The 16,825-nt window shown below is 65.4% G+C and carries 14 protein-coding genes; 6 read left to right on the forward strand and 8 right to left on the reverse strand.

What is annotated here, in order from left to right; translation table 11 throughout:
- Window positions 1-3 precede the first annotated feature (3 nt).
- On the forward strand, window positions 4-1,494 hold the full coding sequence (locus tag A9W99_RS09220; RefSeq protein ID WP_067376026.1) for a bifunctional phosphatase PAP2/diacylglycerol kinase family protein: 1,491 nt from the start codon (window positions 4-6) through the stop codon (window positions 1,492-1,494).
- A gap of 45 nt (window positions 1,495-1,539) precedes the next feature.
- On the opposite strand, the gene A9W99_RS09225 is transcribed toward A9W99_RS09220, so the two are convergent.
- Both A9W99_RS09225 and A9W99_RS09230 read right to left on the reverse strand, forming a co-directional pair.
- Window positions 1,540-2,019 carry an SRPBCC family protein gene (locus tag A9W99_RS09225; protein WP_067376028.1) on the reverse strand — a complete coding sequence of 160 codons (480 nt, stop codon included), beginning with the start codon at window positions 2,017-2,019 and terminating at the stop codon, window positions 1,540-1,542.
- Between the two features lie 376 nt (window positions 2,020-2,395).
- Entirely contained in the window at window positions 2,396-3,226 is an 831-nt protein-coding gene (locus A9W99_RS09230) for an AraC family transcriptional regulator (RefSeq protein WP_067376031.1), read from the reverse strand.
- A 27-nt stretch (window positions 3,227-3,253) separates the two neighbouring features.
- On the opposite strand from A9W99_RS09230, the gene A9W99_RS09235 reads away from it, so the two are divergent.
- From A9W99_RS09235 to A9W99_RS09250, 4 genes are all read left to right on the forward strand, one after another.
- Complete coding sequence (locus A9W99_RS09235) at window positions 3,254-3,931, forward strand: class I SAM-dependent methyltransferase (protein WP_067376033.1); 678 nt, start codon at window positions 3,254-3,256, stop codon at window positions 3,929-3,931.
- Between the two features lie 68 nt (window positions 3,932-3,999).
- Window positions 4,000-5,061: a hypothetical protein gene (locus A9W99_RS09240; protein ID WP_067376038.1), complete on the forward strand. Its 1,062-nt coding sequence runs from the start codon at window positions 4,000-4,002 to the stop codon at window positions 5,059-5,061.
- A gap of 55 nt (window positions 5,062-5,116) precedes the next feature.
- The gene (locus A9W99_RS09245; RefSeq protein WP_067376042.1) at window positions 5,117-5,479 is read left to right on the forward strand and encodes a hypothetical protein; all 363 of its coding nucleotides are present in this window, start codon (window positions 5,117-5,119) and stop codon (window positions 5,477-5,479) included.
- A 168-nt stretch (window positions 5,480-5,647) separates the two neighbouring features.
- The gene (locus tag A9W99_RS09250) at window positions 5,648-6,415 is read left to right on the forward strand and encodes a sensor domain-containing protein (protein ID WP_067376044.1); all 768 of its coding nucleotides are present in this window, start codon (window positions 5,648-5,650) and stop codon (window positions 6,413-6,415) included.
- A gap of 7 nt (window positions 6,416-6,422) precedes the next feature.
- On the opposite strand, the gene A9W99_RS09255 is transcribed toward A9W99_RS09250, so the two are convergent.
- The 6 genes from A9W99_RS09255 to A9W99_RS09280 form a co-directional block, all read right to left on the reverse strand.
- A complete protein-coding gene (locus tag A9W99_RS09255) occupies window positions 6,423-8,186 on the reverse strand; it encodes an alpha/beta hydrolase domain-containing protein (RefSeq protein ID WP_067376046.1) in 1,764 nt (587 codons plus the stop codon).
- A 155-nt stretch (window positions 8,187-8,341) separates the two neighbouring features.
- Window positions 8,342-11,566 carry an MMPL family transporter gene (locus A9W99_RS09260; protein ID WP_067376048.1) on the reverse strand — a complete coding sequence of 1,075 codons (3,225 nt, stop codon included), beginning with the start codon at window positions 11,564-11,566 and terminating at the stop codon, window positions 8,342-8,344.
- Window positions 11,567-11,593: 27 nt separating this feature from the next.
- A complete protein-coding gene (locus tag A9W99_RS09265) occupies window positions 11,594-12,580 on the reverse strand; it encodes a TauD/TfdA family dioxygenase (protein ID WP_067376050.1) in 987 nt (328 codons plus the stop codon).
- An 89-nt stretch (window positions 12,581-12,669) separates the two neighbouring features.
- Window positions 12,670-13,683 (reverse strand): AbrB family transcriptional regulator, encoded by a 1,014-nt coding sequence (locus A9W99_RS09270; protein WP_082929927.1) that lies wholly within the window; start codon window positions 13,681-13,683, stop codon window positions 12,670-12,672.
- A 108-nt stretch (window positions 13,684-13,791) separates the two neighbouring features.
- The gene (locus tag A9W99_RS09275; RefSeq protein ID WP_067376052.1) at window positions 13,792-14,733 is read right to left on the reverse strand and encodes a 1-acyl-sn-glycerol-3-phosphate acyltransferase; all 942 of its coding nucleotides are present in this window, start codon (window positions 14,731-14,733) and stop codon (window positions 13,792-13,794) included.
- Window positions 14,730-15,557: a patatin-like phospholipase family protein gene (locus tag A9W99_RS09280; protein ID WP_067376054.1), complete on the reverse strand. Its 828-nt coding sequence runs from the start codon at window positions 15,555-15,557 to the stop codon at window positions 14,730-14,732. The genes A9W99_RS09275 and A9W99_RS09280 overlap by 4 nt, the downstream gene beginning before the upstream one ends.
- A 267-nt stretch (window positions 15,558-15,824) precedes the next feature.
- Between A9W99_RS09280 and A9W99_RS09285 the strand changes: the two genes are divergently transcribed.
- Window positions 15,825-16,031: a hypothetical protein gene (locus A9W99_RS09285; protein ID WP_067376114.1), complete on the forward strand. Its 207-nt coding sequence runs from the start codon at window positions 15,825-15,827 to the stop codon at window positions 16,029-16,031.
- Window positions 16,032-16,825 lie beyond the last annotated feature (794 nt).

Raw genomic sequence — 16,825 nt, forward strand, 5'->3', positions numbered from 1 at the left:
CCGATGACTAGGCCCTGGCGCTCGCGCGGCATCAAGCAGATCACCCGCGGCCTGGGCTCCCTCGACCGCGAACTGTTCATGGCGATCGCCGACAGCCCAACGCCGTTGCTGGACACGGTGATGCCGCGGCTGACGCGGGCCGCGGACCATTCCAAGCTGTGGTGCGCCATCGCGGCGGGGCTGGTGGCCACCAGGCGACCTTCCGCACGACGGGGTGCGGTGCGGGGGGTTACGTCGCTCGGAGCCGCCAGCCTGTTCACCAACCAGATCGCCAAACGGATCCGCCAGCGGCCCCGTCCCGCCAACGATTCCGTGCCACTGATCAGGCGAGTCCGTCGCCGGCCCACCTCCAACTCGCTGCCGTCGGGGCACTCGGCCAGCGCCGCCGCGTTCGCCGTCGGGGTGGGCCTGGAGAATCCGCCGGTAGGTTTCGGGCTGGCGTTGCTGGCGGGGTTGGTCGGACTGTCGCGGGTGGCAACCGGCGCGCATTATCCCGGCGATGTGATCGCCGGATTCGGGATCGGGGCCGGCATCGCCGTCCTCGGCGGGCGATTGGTGCCGCCGCTCACGGCGGCCACCGCGCCGGAGACCGAACCGCTGCGAGTCGAGACGCCGGAGCGGCCCGACGGCTCCGGAGTGGTCCTGGTCGTCAACCCGGAGTCGGGCAGCGGGACTGGGGCTCGCGTCGCCGAGGAGGTGCGCGCCGACCTGCCGAAAGCGGAGATCGTGGAAATCGCTCCGCACGACGATCCGGAGCAGGTGTTGCGCAATGCCGCCGCGCGCGCCGAGGTGCTCGCGGTGGCAGGTGGCGACGGGACCGTGTCGACCGCCGCTGCGGTGGCCGCCGAGGCCGGCCTGCCGCTGGCGGTCTTTCCGGCCGGGACGTTCAACCACTTCGCGAAGGACATCGGCTGCGACACCGTGGCCCAAACCGTGGCGGCGATCCGGCGCGGCAGCGTTGCCTGCGTCGACCTGGTGTGCCTGAACGAAAGCCGGATGGTGGTCAACAACGCCAGCATCGGCGCGTACCCCAAATTCGTGCAGCGCCGCGAAAAGCTGGAGAAACGCATCGGCAAGCCGCTGGCCAGCGTCTACGCGATGCTGCAAACCCTGCGCAACGATCAGCCCGTGCGAATCCGCTACGACAACAAGACGATTCAGACATCGCTGTTCTTCTTGGGCAACTCGGTGTACCTGCCGACCGGATTCGCCCCGTCCCGTCGTACCCGCATGGACGATGGCCTGATCGATGTGCGCATCCTGGAAACCGGCCGTCGATTCGCCAGGACCAGGATCTTGACCGCGTTACTCTGCGGACGTCTGCCCCGGAGCCCGCTCTACCACGAGATGCAGGTGCCGCAGTTCAGCTTTACCGCCGTCGACGGTCCCACTGTCATCGCTCATGACGGCGAGGTCGGCGAGAGGTACGACGAGGTCAGCTTCAGCGCGCAGTACCGGGCGCTGCCGGTCTTTCGACCGCTTCCGTCCGTCTAGCGGGTTATCCCTTATTCGTGGCAGCGGAAGCATGAAGACCGGGACTCATGCCCGCTCTTGCGCCACCCTCGCGAGGTTCTTGAGCGAGTTGTCAAGATGCTGCCGGTCGAACGGCGGGAACCCGATGTGTTCGCGGAGGGCCGCCGGCACCGCCGACCAGTCGTACGTCAGCGTGACCTGCGTCCGGTGGTCGTCGACCGGCTCGAGGTCATAGCGCCAGATCCAGCCGCCGAACTCGAGGTGGGCGTCGTCGGCGCCTTGGCCGGGAAGCCAGGCAATCGCGTGTGGCGGCTGGAAGACCTCGACCCGGTTGGCCATCTCGTAATGCATGCCCTCGTAGTTGTCGTGGTACATCGCCATCCGAAAGATCTGGCCGACCTCGGTTAACCGCTTGTCGTCGAGCGACTCCCGCACCCAGCCGGTGCCGTCGATCGCCTGATGGGTGGTCGGGTCGGCCAGCACGTCGAACACGGTTTCCGCCGGCGCATCGACGATGCAGGTCGCTTTCATGGTTTCGTCAGTCATGCCAGTACTGACCGGCGACGGCTCGCAAACTCATCGCTACCGGCCTCGCGGATGCTCGATACACGGCTCGCCACACTGGTCACTTCGGTCGCGGAGGAGAGGCTTGCGTCTTTCGGTCCAGCTACGAGCGACAATCGGCTCGCCGCGCAACGCTGTCGCTCGAAGGTGGACGAAAAGACACGGGCCGAAATTCTGTGGCGGGTAAGACTCATCGGAAACGTCGGATACGGCTTTGATTGTGCAGCTACGGCTTTCAAGGGGTACTGACGGCTTTGAAAGTGAACTGAGTGTGGCGATCCGGCCCTTTTCTCCGCCCTGCGCGCACAGCGAAAGCCGTAGGTTCACACCAGATTCCGCGGCGCGGCGATCGGGTTCATCACCACAGCTCGCCACCGGGGCGACGGTAAGCCGACGGAGGCCGTCCCCATGCGCTGCGGAATGCGCGGGTAAATGAACTGGCACTGTCGAAGCCCACCCGGGTCGCCACCTGAAGAACGCTCAACTGAGGATCGGCGAGCAGGGCCGCGGCCTGCATGAGACGTGCCTGTCGGGTGTAGGCACGCCAGGTCATGTTCAACTCGCGCTCACACAGCCTTCGCAGCGAACGGGCAGACATGCCGGCAGTCCTGGCGGCATCGTCAATACTGATGTCGGCCAAGGCATTACGCGTGTGCTTGAGAGCGGCCGCAAGTTGCGGGTGATGGGTCGTGGGCAGGCTGAACGGGCGCTGCGAATCCAGCAGTTCGGCCAGCAGCTCGGCGAAACATTGGAAGTAGGCATCGGCTGTCGAGTCTGACGACTGTCGGTCGATGGGCCAGCGGCAAGCGTAGATGATCATGTGCCGGATCAGCGGGGTCACCGCCACGATCCCTGCGCCTTGGCGGGCCGGTTGAAGAAGGATGGGATGCAGAAATATCGACACCGAGCGCACTTGGGTGTCGATCGTGCTGATGTGCCCGAGCCCGGCGGGAATCCACGCCGCCTGTCGTTCGGACAAGATGTAGGCGCCCGCGTCGGTCTCGACCTCAAGCACACCCTGGACGACGTACTCCAGCTGGTGCAGATCGTGGGCGTGCCGTGCGGTGGTGACCGGCTCTCCTTCGTAGACGAACGCCCCTGCGGTGGGACGACCTCCCTGGCGCATGTCGACCATCACGGTCTTGTCCGCTGAGGACAAGGTTGTGGCCGCTCGTGCAGAGACAGTCATCGCTCATCGATGGTACGACTGGGAGTCATGTCAACCCAGTCCTTCACACCGGCCGCGGGCAACCCCAAGTGGACCAAGTACTACGACACCACTGTCGCGCTGTTGACGCGCGAACAGCGCTGGCGCTCGGCGGCTATTCGGCAGCTTCGGCTGGAACCCGGTGATGTGGTCGTCGATGTCGGTTGTGGGACAGCCTCTTTGGCGATCCTGATGAAGCGGTGTCAACCGGGCGCGCGCATCATCGGCGTGGACCCCGACCCCGAAGTGCTCGCCATTGCGCGTGCGAAGGTGCGGCAAGCCGGCTTAGGCATCGAAGACGTCGAATTCCTGCAGGGCATGGGCGATAAGGCCGCCAAGCTCGTGGGGCCGAAAACCGCGACCAAGGCGGTATCCAGCCTGGTGCTGCACCAGTGCCCGCTGCCTATGAAGCTGGCGATCATCACCAACATGTTCACGCTGTTGCGGCCGGGCGGTGAACTGGTGATCGCCGACTTCGGTTTGCAGCGCAGCGCCCTGATGCGGCTGGGGTTCCGGATCGTCCAGTGGGTCGACGGAAAGGCGGATACCCAGCCCAATGCGGACGGGGTGTTGCCCGAATTGATCGAGCAGGCCGGTTTTGTGGACGTCATCGAAGCGTCGGTGATTCCCACGGTCTCCGGATCCCTGTCGATCTACCACGCCAGGCGGCCGTCGCAGCGCCAATGAAATATGAGCTTGTTATGTTTCGCGCAGCGTTGCTGTGAGCCGCCCGCGAGCCCCGATAGCCTCGCGGCATGTTCGCGGTGCGGCTGGCAAAGGCGCTGGCCATCATCGTCGCGGCCGTCGTTTCGGCTAACGGCTGCAGCCACTCGACGCGCCCGCCGACGTCGAGTCCGAGTGCCGCTTCGAACCCCGCGTCGACCCATTCGCTGTTCACCACCGCCGCGCCGTGGAACGCCGACATCTCCGGCGCCGCCAAGGCCGAGCGATCCGAAGCGATCATTCACGCGCTGACCGCGATGGGTGGGTGGGGTACCGGTGGCTTGCACGTCGATTTCTCGATGCCGGTCTTCTTCGCCGACCGGAATGCACCTCAGGTTCAGGTCGTCGGCGCCGCCGACTACTGCTACGGCGGCCGGGACTGCGACACCGTTCCCGCCCGCATGCCGTTGCCGGCCAACGCGTACTTCGAGGGCTCACCAAATCCCAACTGCGACACCAGTGGTGCCACCGAAGGTCAGGAAGACTGTCATCTACTCGTCGTCGATCGCGACCAGCGCAAGCTCTACGAGATCTACCACGGCAGCAAGTCCGGCGAAAACCTCACGGCGCAAGGGTTTTTCGTGTGGGATCTGACCAAGCAATACCCTGACACCTTGCGCGGAGACCAGTGCACCAGCGCGGACGCGGCGGGGTTCCCGATCGCCGCAATGACACCGACCGCGGACGAAGTCGCCTCCGGGATAGTCGATCACGCGATTCGCTTCATCCTGCCGAACAACCGGATGAAGGCGGGTGTCTATGTCCGTCCGGCCACCCATGCCGGCGGTCCGGACAGTACCGATGCGAATGCGCCGCCATACGGCGTGCGGTTTCGGCTGCGAGCCGATTTCGACGAGTCGGGCTACTCGAAGTCTGAGCGGGTGATCATCGCGGCGCTCAAGAAGTACGGGATGCTGCTGTCTGACGGCGGCCAGGTGCCACTGACGTTCGCCGACGACCGCACGAGCACCAAGAAGTGGGCCGAATTGGGTATCAGCGCCCAGTCGTTCAACGGCATCGCGGTCGACCAGTTCGAGGTGGTCCAGCTCGGTCCTGAGGTCAAACTCACCTATGACTGCGTCCGCAACCAGTAACTGCCGCGGCAAATCTCTTCGGCGTCGTTGACGTCAAAAGTGAGACAATCGCTCCATGTCGGAATCGCCGGAGCAGCCACTCGGGCGTAGAGCGGCGCAGCGGGCCCAAGAGCTCGCGGAGCGACGAGCCGAGCTGGGGAAGGGAACGCCGTCATCGGCGGAGGCTGTTGAGCAAGCGCGTCGTGCTGCGGCGGAGTCGCGACAACGGTCGGCGGACGCACATCGAGCCGTCGCCGAGCGGCATCGCCAGGCAAGCTGGGTGCATGAACAGGCTGCCTACGTTCATGAGCACGCCGCGGCGGAAGGCATCGGCGACGTAGCCGAGCATGAACGTGCCGCCGCACGGCATCGTGAAGCGGCCGAAAACGACCGCCAAGCGGCTCAGCAGGACGACGCCGATGCCGATGCCGACGAATAGCCCAATCCGCGAATTACGCGCCGACTCAAAGCAATTGACCGTCGAGCGACGAAACCCGAAAAGGGGAGCACCCGATGCTAGGGGCGCTTTCGCCAGAAGGCATCTGAAAAGTCGTACGCAACGGCGCACTCTGGCTTAGGCTCCATCCCATCAGGAAGGGCACTCACCATGCGCCAGCTAACAGCCGCGGTCGCCGTCGCCGCGATAGGGATCTTGGTCGTGGGCTGCGGGGGTGGCGATAAGGGCGGCTCCGCTTCGTCATCGTCTGCCAGCCCCAAGACCACCGCTCCGAGCCCGTCGAAGCCTCCTCTGGCCCAGCCAGCCTTGGCGGGCCTCTTGCTCAATCCAGCCGAGGTCGATGCCGCATTGGGTGCCACCGGAGCAAAGCCGACGGAGACCGCCGACGCGTTGACAGAAGACAAAACGGCCAGCACGTTTTCTCCGGGGTACAAGTTTCCGCCCGAATGCCTTTACGCCAGCGCCGCGGGCGTGGCCCCGGTCTATGCCGACAGCGGAAACACCGCGGTGCATCGGGAACGCGACGTGGTGTCCCTGCCCCCGGAATCCAACGATCCCGACCCCCAGGTGAACCAGGTCGTGGTGTTGTTCCCATCCCCCAAAGAGGCGAAGGCGTTCTTCGAGAACTCCACCAAGGCCTGGCCGGCCTGCGCCAACCGCCAGGACACCGCACCCGCCGATGCCAACAACCCCGAGATCCATTGGGCGGTCGGACCGGTCTCCTCGGCCAACGGCATGTTAAGCACTACCGTGTCCGTGACCGTGAACTCGAACGGCACCAGCACGTCCGCGAGTTGTCAACGGGCGCTGACGGTCCGCAACAACGTCGCGATTGATATCGAGGCGTGCCGCAAGGAGCCGGGGGATGTGGCCGTCAACATCGCCAATCAGATCGCCGGCAGAGTGGACAAGCAGTAACCCAGCATCAGTAGTCGGCGACCGCCTTCTTGACGACGGCATCAGCGTCTTCGGGAAGCAAAAACCGCTCGGCGACAAGCGATTCGGCGACCGCACGGACGGCAGCCGCGTAGTCGTCGCACGTCGGATATCTTTCGGTCACCGACGGCCGCCCTGGCGGGTACGGCAACTTGCTGCCGATCCGCTCGTAGAGCACGTCGGGCAGCTCGTCGACATGCCGCCGGGGATTCCAGCCGGTGTAGCTGGCCAGTGGGGCGGCGACCGCAGGCAGCCGAATTCCGGCAATTTCGTTGCCGTCGGCGTCGACCGCAGAAACCACGTCGACGTACGTTTCGCCCAGGCGCACGGGCCAACGACCGATGCCGCGGTCGGCGTCCGGTCCAAGATCGATAGAGCGCGCGTATCTGAGCGAGGCTGGGTCCGGCGCCGCGGCGTGAAAGAACCCGGACAGCACTTCCTTGCGGGAGACGGCCGTGCCGTCGCTGGTCCGCGGGACCTGGCTGGGCGGGGGTTCGACGCTGTCGGTGACCCAGTTTTCCAGCGCGACCAACAGCGCCCGGTTCACCGGCGTGACGTCGAGGCGGTGCACCGGGTTGGCGGCCGGCAGCGCCGCCTTGATCTGGCTGCTTCCGAAGTGGTCACTGCCCGCGATCAGATACGCGCGGACGTCGGGATCCTCGGGCAAGTCCCGGCCGGTGTAGGGGTCCACGTGCAGAAGTGCGCCGTCACCGTGCCAGTACTCGGACGCGCTGTTGGTGAAGATCAGCTTCGGCACACAGCCGAGCTCGCGCTGCCGGGCAAGCAGGTCGGCATGCCCGAAAGGGGTGAGGTTGCCGAAGCCGTTGGTTTGCGCTACCGACGGCTGCGCGTAGCGGTGGTTGAACTCGCCGGTGAAGGCGCCGGCGAAGTCGCTGAAGACGCCATCGAAAACCGGCATGCCGGATTCGTCGATGTTGAGCCCTTCGGATACGAATTGGCGCAGCAGTCGCCCCGACTGCGAGACGCCGTAGGCGAAGGTGTGGTCGATACCGTCGGCCCTCAGATGCGAGACGATGTCGCGGATCGCCAGCAACCCGCAGCCGGCGACGGGCGCCAACGTTGTCCGGTACACCAGCTCGTACCAGTGGAAGGGTTTGAATCCCCCGTCGACTGTCAAGTGCGTCTCGTCGGTGAACCGCCAAGCCTTTCGCGGGATCATCGTGGGCTCCCCGTCCGGTGAAGTCCGTACGGTCAGAACGGCTTCGGGGTCGTCGACGTCGACCGTCGGGTAGTTCGTGAACGTGAACAGCGCCTGGGCGCCGGGCACCGCGTCGAGTTCAGGTGCCGAAAAGCTCAGTGCGTGCACGTCACTCGCTGTGTCGGAACGCCATTCCAGGCGCATGAAGCCAGGAGGGACGTCGGCTTGCGGAGCGCTCAGGCCCAGGATCGCCGGCCCGCGCTGCACGTCCCACTGCCACCCGCAGGACGCGATCGTCCACCCGCGGTCGAGCAGAAATCCGTTCTTGAGCCAAGGCGCGTAGGTGGGCACACCGCGGTTGGGAACGACGAACAGCATCTTGCGGTTGCCGCCATCGACAGGGCGGAGCAGGCGCAGGTCGGCGTCATAGCGAACCAGCCCGTCGTCATCGCGGGGCGCGTGGTCTAGGTCGACAATGCGCTTGTTGCAAGGGCTTTCGGGGTCGACCGCGAAGCGGACGGTCGCCTCGACCCACTCGTAGCGGGTATCGGTGTGCGGGTACACCTTGTGGGTGTGAACTGACTCGACGGTCATGTCAGCTCCTAGGCGGTGGGGTCGTATCGGCAGCGCCGCCGTGGTCCCATCAAGGGTCTCGCACACGTCTTAAAGAATTCTTGGAATAGTGGCCTCAGAGGTGTTGCAGCCGTGTCGTTTCCGCAAAATGTTGTGCGAAACTGTTGTGTGCGAGGTTATTTCGCTAGCGCCGCGGGTTGGGCAGTACCGGCGTGGGGCTCCCGCGAAATGTCATGCGGCACATTGATGCGCGAGCCGCGCTGAGCCAACCTGTCGGCGCTCACGTGAAGTCGGAGTATCCGGCCACCGATCTGGACATACGCCCCCGGTCGCCATGTCACAGGCTCCCAGGGGGTGAGCCTGGTCCAGCCCCGCTGTGCCGGTTCGCGCATGAAGACCCCGTTGGTGGAGTTGCGATCGATGACGACGACCTCTGTGTCGCCGACTCGGACTTCAATGTGCGCGCGGGACATTTCACCGGCGTGGTCCTCGATGCGTACCGGGCGAAGGCCGCGTCGCACCGCATCCGTCCCGTGCGGGGCCCGGCCGATCACGCAGTCCCGGTTGATGTCGAATCGCGAGTTGTCGTCCAGGAAGACCCATCGCTTCGGGCGCGACTCCATCGGTGCGGCGCAGACCCGCCCATTGATAGCGGCCGGCGTTGACCAGATGACGGCGCCCTGTCCGGCCACGGTTCCTCCGCTGAGCCGATAGACGCCGTGGCCATCGGTCGAGGGCCGCGGCCGCTGGCCGAGTTCGTCGACGGTGATGACCGCGGCAACCGCCGGTACCGGTACCGACCGGTGCACCAGGCGGCCGTGGCCGTGCAGCAGGGTCTGCCCGGTCCCGTTGTCGAGCGCGACGGTGACACTGCCGCACAGCAATACTTCGAGGCCCGCCGGCGTGGGCATGATGATGCCGGCGTCGACCAGGGTGCGCGTCCAGGTCGTTTCGCGGGACAGCCGCGAGAATGCCTCCACCAACCTCTTCGGGTCGGTTCGGCGGACCATGTCGGCCAGCGCCGCCAACTGTTGTGCGGCGACGGACCGCGGCGAGAGCGGAGCCCGATCACGGTGGGCCACAACGATAACCGCGCCGTTGACATTGGCCACCAGGTGCCGACCGGGGATGACCTCGATCTCGCTCGGCGGAACGGCCGCGATGGGCGCGGCGGGTTCCTCGGCTGCCTGCTTCGCGGGCGGAACCGGCACGACGTCGGGCGCCGGAGCAACCGCGGAAACGACTTCGGCCTCGGCATCCGCATCGGAAGGCGCTTCGCTGATGCCGATGCGGGAGTGCAGCCACCGCAGCGGTCGTGGCGCCCACCAGTTGAGGTCGCCGGCGAGGCGCAGAAACGCCGGTACGACGACACCGCGAATGATCGTCGCATCGATGACGACGGCCAGCGCGGTGCCGATACCGAACATCTTCATGAAAGACAGCCCGTTGGCAAACGACAGCAACGTGATCGTCAACAGCAGTGCGGCGCTGGTGACGATCCGGCCCACCCGGCCCAGGCCGATGACGGTAGACGCGTCGTTCGACAACCCCGAGTCGCGGGCTTCCTTTATCCGGCTGAGCAGGAAGATCTCGTAGTCGACGGACAAGCTGAACGCGATGGCACACAGCAGGACGACCATGGACGGGTTCAGCGGTGTGGGATCGATTCCCAGCAGCGATGCGCCGTGCCCTTCTTGGAAGATCCAGACCATGACGCCCAGGACCGCGCTCAGGACCAGCAAGTTCAGCAGAAGCGCTTTTATCGGTACCACGACGCTGCCGGTGAACAGGAACAGCAGGATGAACGTCGCGACGGCGATCAGGGTGATAGCCAACGGCAGCTGGTCGGTGATCGCGGCCCGGCTGTCGATGAGCGTGGCGGTCGGACCGCCCACCTCGACCCGGTGGTCGGTGATCTTGGCGCGGATGTCGTGCACGAGGTGTTGAGCGAGGTCCGAGTCGGCCCGAACCGACAGGTAGACGATCGCGTAGCTGGGTCCGGAGGCCTTCGCGGGTGGCGGTCCGACCACCTGGCCGTGCTCGTATTTGCCTGTGGGGCCGTTGACTTGGACGACGCCGTCCATGCGCGAGATGTCGGCGGCGAGGTCCTTGAGCGCGCCGGCGTCGGCACGGGTCACCAGCGTGATCGCCTGGGAGGGGTCCAGCTGAAATTCTCGCTGCAGTGATTCGGCCACCAGCCGTGCGTTCGACTCCTTGGGCAGCGCGCGCTCGTCCGGCGTGGCGTATTGGGCGCTGAGGAAGGGGATCCCGAGGCCCAACAGCACTGCGACGACCGGCAGCGCGTAGAGCATTGGGCGGCGGGTCACCACCTCGGCGAACCGTCGCCAGAACAGCGAATCGGCCGACAGCGGCGTCTTCCGGCGGATGATCGCGAGCGAGTCGACTCGCTTCCCGAGCAGTGTCAGCAGTGCGGGCAGGACGACGATCGCGCTGAACGCCGACAGCAGGACGGTGGCGCTCGCCGCAATGCCGACGGATCGCAGGAAATAGGTGGGGAACACCAGCAGGCTGGTCATCGCCAGGGTGACCGTCGCTGCGCTGAAGACGATGGTGCGGCCGGCGGTGGTGACGGTGGCGACGATGGCCTGATGGTGGTCTTTCCCGTTGGCGCATTCCTCGCGGAAGCGCGACACCATCAGCAAGCCGAAGTCGATGGACAGCCCGAGCCCGAACGCGGTCGCGACCGTCAAGGCATGCACCGAAACATCGGTGATGGTCGTCATGAGCAGCAACACCGTCAGGGTGGAGACGATCGAGACGATTCCAACCACCACGGGCAGCGCCGCGGCGATCAGCCCGCCGAACACGATGACCAGCACCGCCAGCGAGATGGGCACCGCGATGCTTTCGCTGATCTCGAGGTCGTGCTTGACCTTGTCCCGGATCTCTTGCTGCACCCCAAGGGAACCGCCGGCGCGCACGGTGACGTTCGGGTCGACGGGCAGGCTCGCGATGATCCGCTTGGCCGTCTCGGCGGCCTCGTCCGTGGTCCCGCCGACGTGCACGAGCATCAGGCCGGATCGCCCGTCCTTGCTGCGCAAGTCGCCGGCTCCCTGGTCGCCGAAGGATCTGGTCAGCTGCGCCTTCGACTCGGCACTGATGAGTTGGCGGACCCGATCACGTACCGCGGCGACCTCGGGGCTGTCGACGGTGCCGTCGCGCGCGAGCAATTGGATGACCAGATTCGCGGTGGTGCCGAAATGCTGGTCGAGGAACTCGTCGCCTTGCGACGATTCCGCAGCCGGATCGGTGTTTCCGCCCGTGCCGAGCTTGTCGGAGACCGACCCACCGAGCACGATGCTGATGCCGAACAACATCAGGACGGCCGCCAGCACCACTTTGGGGCGCCGCACGGTGTATGCGGCCAGCTGGCTCAACACGTCAGTGACTTCCGTTGTGCTCGGTGGTCAGTTTCGGGGCTCGCCTGCGAGCCACAGCCGTACCAGGCAGCGCCGGTCTGCCACCTCCGGCGCGTCGACGAAACTGCGCCGGTTGTGCAGGGTCACGTGGTTGTCGGCGAAGAAGACGTCGCCGGGACCGAGCGTGAATTCCGCGTGGTTAGCGGAGTCGTTGAGGATGCCGTCGAACGCGTCGAGGGCCTCGCGCTGGCGCTGGCTGAGCGGCCGGCCGGCGAGATGGTGGCCCAGTTCGATGAGCAGGCGGTTGTAGCGGATGCGGATGCCGTCCGGGGCGTCGGTGAAGATCGGGCTGACCGAGACCGGGTCCTCGCCCGGCGCGGTCTCCTTCGAGCGGTCGAAGCAGAATTCCCCGTAGAGTTCGTCCACCAGGTCGGGGCGCGTGTCGAACAGCGTGTTGTAGGCGGTGTGGCCGCTGACGATCAGGGATTCGCCGCCGGACACCGCCTTGCGCAGGCAGAGCAGCCCGAGAACGTCCGGGCGGCTGCCCGCGTAGGCGGGAGCCGAGTCGGTGTGGAAGATCATGCCCAGGTTGGTCTTGGACCCGCGTGCCTCCAGGAGCGATGCGCCGGTGTCCTGGACCAGGTAGACGCGGTCGCCCTGCCGGTTCTGTGGCTGCGGTCCGCCGAGGTAGGTGCCCAGGCCCCAGTAGAGCATCGAGGCCTCCTCGTCCGACCATCCCTCGAGGGGCAGTCCGCGCAGCACGCTGAAGCCAGGCCCGAAGCGCAGGCAGTGGTGGATGCCGCGGGCGATCTCCGTGAGCGCGGGCTCCCGGAAGTCCGACGGCTCGACGGTGGCGAGCCGCCTGCCGCGACGCCGTAGCCGGTCGCGGATCCGAAGGCAGGCCGCAGCCTGATGCGGTTCGACCGCGATCAGGTAGTCCCAGGCGCGCAGGCTGGAGTGATTCCAGACCGTCGGTCCGGTGATGGCCGCGCTACGGTTGGCCGGCGCGGTCTGGCTGGCTGACGTGGTGAGCATCCCCCTCGTCCCCTTTCATCTGGCTGGGGTGCGTTTCAGGGAGTGTGGCGATTGCGTCTCAATAAATTCTTGGAGCATTCTGGCGATGCTCAGGCGGGGACCGGGATGAGTTCTCTGGTTGCCGGACTGTGCGGCGTGAACCTCAGGAAAAACCGTGCCACAAATGGTGCGGCGAAAAGCATCATCAGAATCCGGATGACTTGGGCCGCCATGACGAACGTCACGTTGGAGCCCGACGCCGCTGCCGTCCCAAGCACCGCGTAGACGCCTCCCGGGCTGGTCGCCAGGTATCCGTCGAGCATGCTCAGGCCGGCCAGGTGCGCGAGCACGACACCAAGACCGGCTGCGGCGAAGTTCAGCACCATGATCAACGCGAATGCCCCCGGCAGGATCCGGCGGATCGACCGAAGCGACTCGCGGTTGAAGGCAAGCACCGTCTGCCAGACGATCAGCATGATGGCGGCCTGGACCAGCAGCATCGGAACCGCAAGACCCGCTACCAGCCCGGAGAGTTCCAGAGCAATCGTGATTGCCATCGGACCCAGCAAGCCGGCTCCCGGCAGCCTCACCAACCGACCGCTGACAGCGCCTGCGACAACGATGACCGCGCTCAGCGGTATGCCGAAATACCAAGGGAGATATTGTGTTTCGTCTGAATGAGCGGTATGCGCCGCGGATGCGTGGTAGAAAACGGTCACGACGACGGGCATGGCAGCCGTGATCAGCGCCACGCGGAAGTATTGGACTGCGGCGACGACGCGGTCGTCGGCGCCGAGTTCGCGGGCGATGGCGACCAGCCCGGACGAGCCGCCCGCCACGAGCGCGAGACCGCCTGTCAGGGGACTGATGTCACGGTGCAGCCCGAGCAGCGCGCCGCCCGCGACACTGATGACCAGGGTGCCGGCGGCGACGGCGACAACGATCGTCCAATGCGAGCCCAGCGCCGCGAACGAGATGCTGCGCACCATCAGCCCGGTGTAGACGCCGAGCAAGCCCTGCGCCGCCAAGCTCGCTGCCGGCATCGCTAAAGGCGCGCGCCGCGCCAACGCCCACGCGAAAACTCCGCAGCCGAGGGCGACGACGAGGAGGTCGATCGGGTTCATCATGTGGTCCGTGCTCGTGTGCCGCGGATTGTTGCCGGGGCGCTCCGTTACGTACGGGCCGAGTGTCGAATGAATGCCTTGGCGGATTCTTGATACGCAGGTACGACATCAGGACGGCTCGGCGTGCGCGGCGACCCACGCATCGACTTGTGTCCAGGTCCGTTCGAGCCAAGGTCCTATCCGGTTTGGCGGCGGGATCCGAGCGGCCGGTATCACGACGGTGCGGATCAGTAGCTTCCGGTGGATGGGTAGCTGCCACCAGGGGCGGGCCCGCCCGTCGGCGCAGAAGCCGTTGTGAGTCACCACCAGCACGTTGGCATTCGGCGCTCCCGCCACCGCAGCGGCGGCACCACTACTGCGTGGCGGCAGCGTATGGGATTGCCGCAACGCATGGCGGGCGGCGCGAAACCCGCGGGTCGAACGGAGTTGCCTAATCGCTTTGCGCCATCGCGGCCAACTGAAATTCGCGCCCTCTGGAAACAGCAGCATCGCCTGCCCCCCGACGAGCGACTCGGCCAAGGAGCGGATTTGTCTGCGTGCGCGGTCGCCGCGGTTGAGGAAGCACAGGCATCCCAATTCGCCGGCAAAGTCAAGTACCGGGTCGCACCGTAGGACGGACTTGAGCACAATCCGTAACTGCAGCCGGTATTCGATGGCGAGCAGCCACGCCACCAGCGCGCTGTCTCCGGGTCCGCAGTGGCGGGACAACACGATCACCGGCTCATCGCGCGGTATCGCGTCGGGTTTCACCGAGGCCGGCTCAACCACGACTTCGACGTCGAGGATTTTGTCCACGGCAGCATACGTTGACGTGAGTACGTCCTGCATAAGTCGATCGCAGTCGCGATTTCCACCCAAAAGCTTTGCCAGAGTGCGCAGTTCGATGGCTGCATAGGCCATCAGCACAGCGACCGTGCGCGCGGGCCGGCTCGACCGGGTGAAAAGTCCCGCCACACCTGCGCCGGTGAGCAGCAGGGGCCCCGCGATCAATATCGCAACCATCAGGATGGCCACGAACGGCACGGTGAAAGCCCGACGCAGCAGTGTCATAACTGCCCCCGCAGGTATTCGCGGGCCGCTTCATAGGCCAGTTCCGCGCGTCCAGCGACGCGGCGTGTGTCGCGATACCGCAGATTTGACCATGTCGCGGACGGTCGCTGCGGCAACCCGGTCGGGAGGACATGGACCTTCACTTCTGAACCCACCCGTTCGAGATCGCTGAAGAAGCGATGTCGCCGTGAAATCTCGAAGGCGACGAAGGCGACCTCCCACAAGAAACGCGGTGCGGCGAGGTCTTCCTCCAAACGTCCGACATGCAGAACCCAGATGGTGTCGGCGCCGCGGCTAACCGCCCTACCCAGTGGGATGCTGTTCACGAGGCCACCGTCGAAGAAGTGCTCGTCGCCGATTCGCACCGGCGGGAAGACACCCGGCAATGCGCACGAGGCCAGGACGGGCTCTACCAATTCTCCGTTGCCGAACCAGTGCTCGCGGGCACGCTCGATGCTGGCCGCCACGCACTCGAACGGAACGGCGAGATCCTCGAATGTCCGCGCCGGCAAGCGCTCGCGCAACATCCGACGAAGCGCCCCATTGCCGTGGAGCGCTGTCTTGCGCCTCACCAGGCCGGCGAGCCGGCCGGCTAACGAACCCCCGAGCATGTCGTTTCGGCTAAGCGCCTCCCACATTTCCACCAGCCGTTGGGCACCCTCAGGTGTGGGATCGGCGGCAATAGCGGCCCCATTGATCGCACCAACTGAAGTGCCGCACACAAAGTCTGGCCGCACTCCCGACTCGAGCAGCGCGCGAGCCATACCAACCTCAGCCGCTCCAAGCAGGCCGCCCCCACCGAGGACGAGGGCGTGGTATGTCATTCAGAACGTATACCCACGCAACCGTGTGCATCGCGCCGGATTAGGCGCCCCGCGGGTCTTTGCCGAGACTTCCGCCGTATTGATGCCGGTGCCGGAATCTCGGCCTCGTGGACGAATTGCCCGATCTGTGCCACCCCAGAATCCAACTCTCCCAGCGACAGTCGTCGCCGACGGGCAGCTGCGACCGGCACGCCACCGGCACTTGTTGTACTTATGTTAATTAGCGCCCTCGGGGGGTACCCCACACTTCAGATAAGGAGCGCGAAGATGCAAGCGTTGAATGGACTGCTCGGAGTGGTGTTAGGACTCCTCGGAGCGGTACTTGGTGTGGTGTTAGGAATTCTCGCGGGCGTGGTCTGGCTGCTCGGCTTGTTGCTGTGCGTGACAGTGCTTTTGATACCGCTCGGGATACCAGTGATGAAGCTCGGCGGCCGCCTGTTCGGCCTCGCCGGGGATCTGATGCACATCGGTTGACCTGACGGGAAGTCCGGCGGCCGAGTGGGTCGCAGCGGTGGGCCCGAAGGCGTCGGTCCGGACGCAGACGGTTACGCCTCCTGCGACCGAGTCGCATATCGCGTCGTCCACGAGATCGCTTGTGTTGTTGGGCCTTACATACGATCTGTGTCCGCTGCTCAGGCCCGTCCATGAACCGGACACGGCAGCCGCCTACGTGCCGTCCGACAGGAAACGATGATCCACTTGAGCCTTGCCAGTTTGCCAACTAGAACAGGTTCGCCTCCGTTCGATTGGTTGCCTTCGAAAATGTTCTCGGTTGGGGGACTGGGTTATTCGACGTGACAGCTGCACTCGCGGGCATTATTCGGCCGGCGTCGTGGGGGCGACCGACGATTAAACGCGAGGAAGTCACTGACGGACTTCCGCAAACTGCCTGGCGAAGCATCGATGTTCAGCGAGGACTCCGAGGCGAAAACGCTTTCTCCGCGGCCGCAATTTGCACGCCCGCGACATGACTAAGGCTTCTAGCCGGTGCGAATACGGCGACTTGCATCGATCACGACGCGCCGTCCACGGAATGAACAAACGATATCTGGGTCTGCATGCTTTGGTGAGAACCATTGTGTTGGAGGGGTTTTGGCGGCACCTCTCGACAATAGCCGGGAATCTCAGCGCGCCGATTCCGGCCGTTGGTAATTAGACGTGCATGTAATAGGTGGCTCGGTCACGACTGGCTGCAAGCGGCTACGTTGAGCTGGTGCAGCTGGGTTACTGGACCGAGGTTTCATCACCGATCCGAGTCCCGATATGCC

Origin of the sequence: Mycobacterium sp. 1164966.3 (genome assembly GCF_001665395.1) — a bacterium.
GTDB lineage: Bacteria > Actinomycetota > Actinomycetes > Mycobacteriales > Mycobacteriaceae > Mycobacterium.

What these genes read in the sequence shown, in the direction of transcription:
- A9W99_RS09230 (WP_067376031.1), bottom strand. Translation starts at nt 3,226, where the DNA reads ATGACTGTCTCTGCACGAGCGGCCACAACCTTGTCCTCAGCGGACAAG.
- A9W99_RS09245 (WP_067376042.1), top strand. Translation starts at nt 5,117, where the DNA reads ATGTCGGAATCGCCGGAGCAGCCACTCGGGCGTAGAGCGGCGCAGCGG.
- A9W99_RS09275 (WP_067376052.1), bottom strand. Translation starts at nt 14,733, where the DNA reads ATGACACTGCTGCGTCGGGCTTTCACCGTGCCGTTCGTGGCCATCCTG.
- A9W99_RS09220 (WP_067376026.1), top strand. Translation starts at nt 4, where the DNA reads ATGACTAGGCCCTGGCGCTCGCGCGGCATCAAGCAGATCACCCGCGGC.
- A9W99_RS09255 (WP_067376046.1), bottom strand. Translation starts at nt 8,186, where the DNA reads ATGACCGTCGAGTCAGTTCACACCCACAAGGTGTACCCGCACACCGAT.
- A9W99_RS09235 (WP_067376033.1), top strand. Translation starts at nt 3,254, where the DNA reads ATGTCAACCCAGTCCTTCACACCGGCCGCGGGCAACCCCAAGTGGACC.
- A9W99_RS09225 (WP_067376028.1), bottom strand. Translation starts at nt 2,019, where the DNA reads ATGACTGACGAAACCATGAAAGCGACCTGCATCGTCGATGCGCCGGCG.
- A9W99_RS09250 (WP_067376044.1), top strand. Translation starts at nt 5,648, where the DNA reads ATGCGCCAGCTAACAGCCGCGGTCGCCGTCGCCGCGATAGGGATCTTG.
- A9W99_RS09270 (WP_082929927.1), bottom strand. Translation starts at nt 13,683, where the DNA reads ATGAACCCGATCGACCTCCTCGTCGTCGCCCTCGGCTGCGGAGTTTTC.
- A9W99_RS09265 (WP_067376050.1), bottom strand. Translation starts at nt 12,580, where the DNA reads ATGCTCACCACGTCAGCCAGCCAGACCGCGCCGGCCAACCGTAGCGCG.
- A9W99_RS09280 (WP_067376054.1), bottom strand. Translation starts at nt 15,557, where the DNA reads ATGACATACCACGCCCTCGTCCTCGGTGGGGGCGGCCTGCTTGGAGCG.
- A9W99_RS09285 (WP_067376114.1), top strand. Translation starts at nt 15,825, where the DNA reads ATGCAAGCGTTGAATGGACTGCTCGGAGTGGTGTTAGGACTCCTCGGA.
- A9W99_RS09240 (WP_067376038.1), top strand. Translation starts at nt 4,000, where the DNA reads ATGTTCGCGGTGCGGCTGGCAAAGGCGCTGGCCATCATCGTCGCGGCC.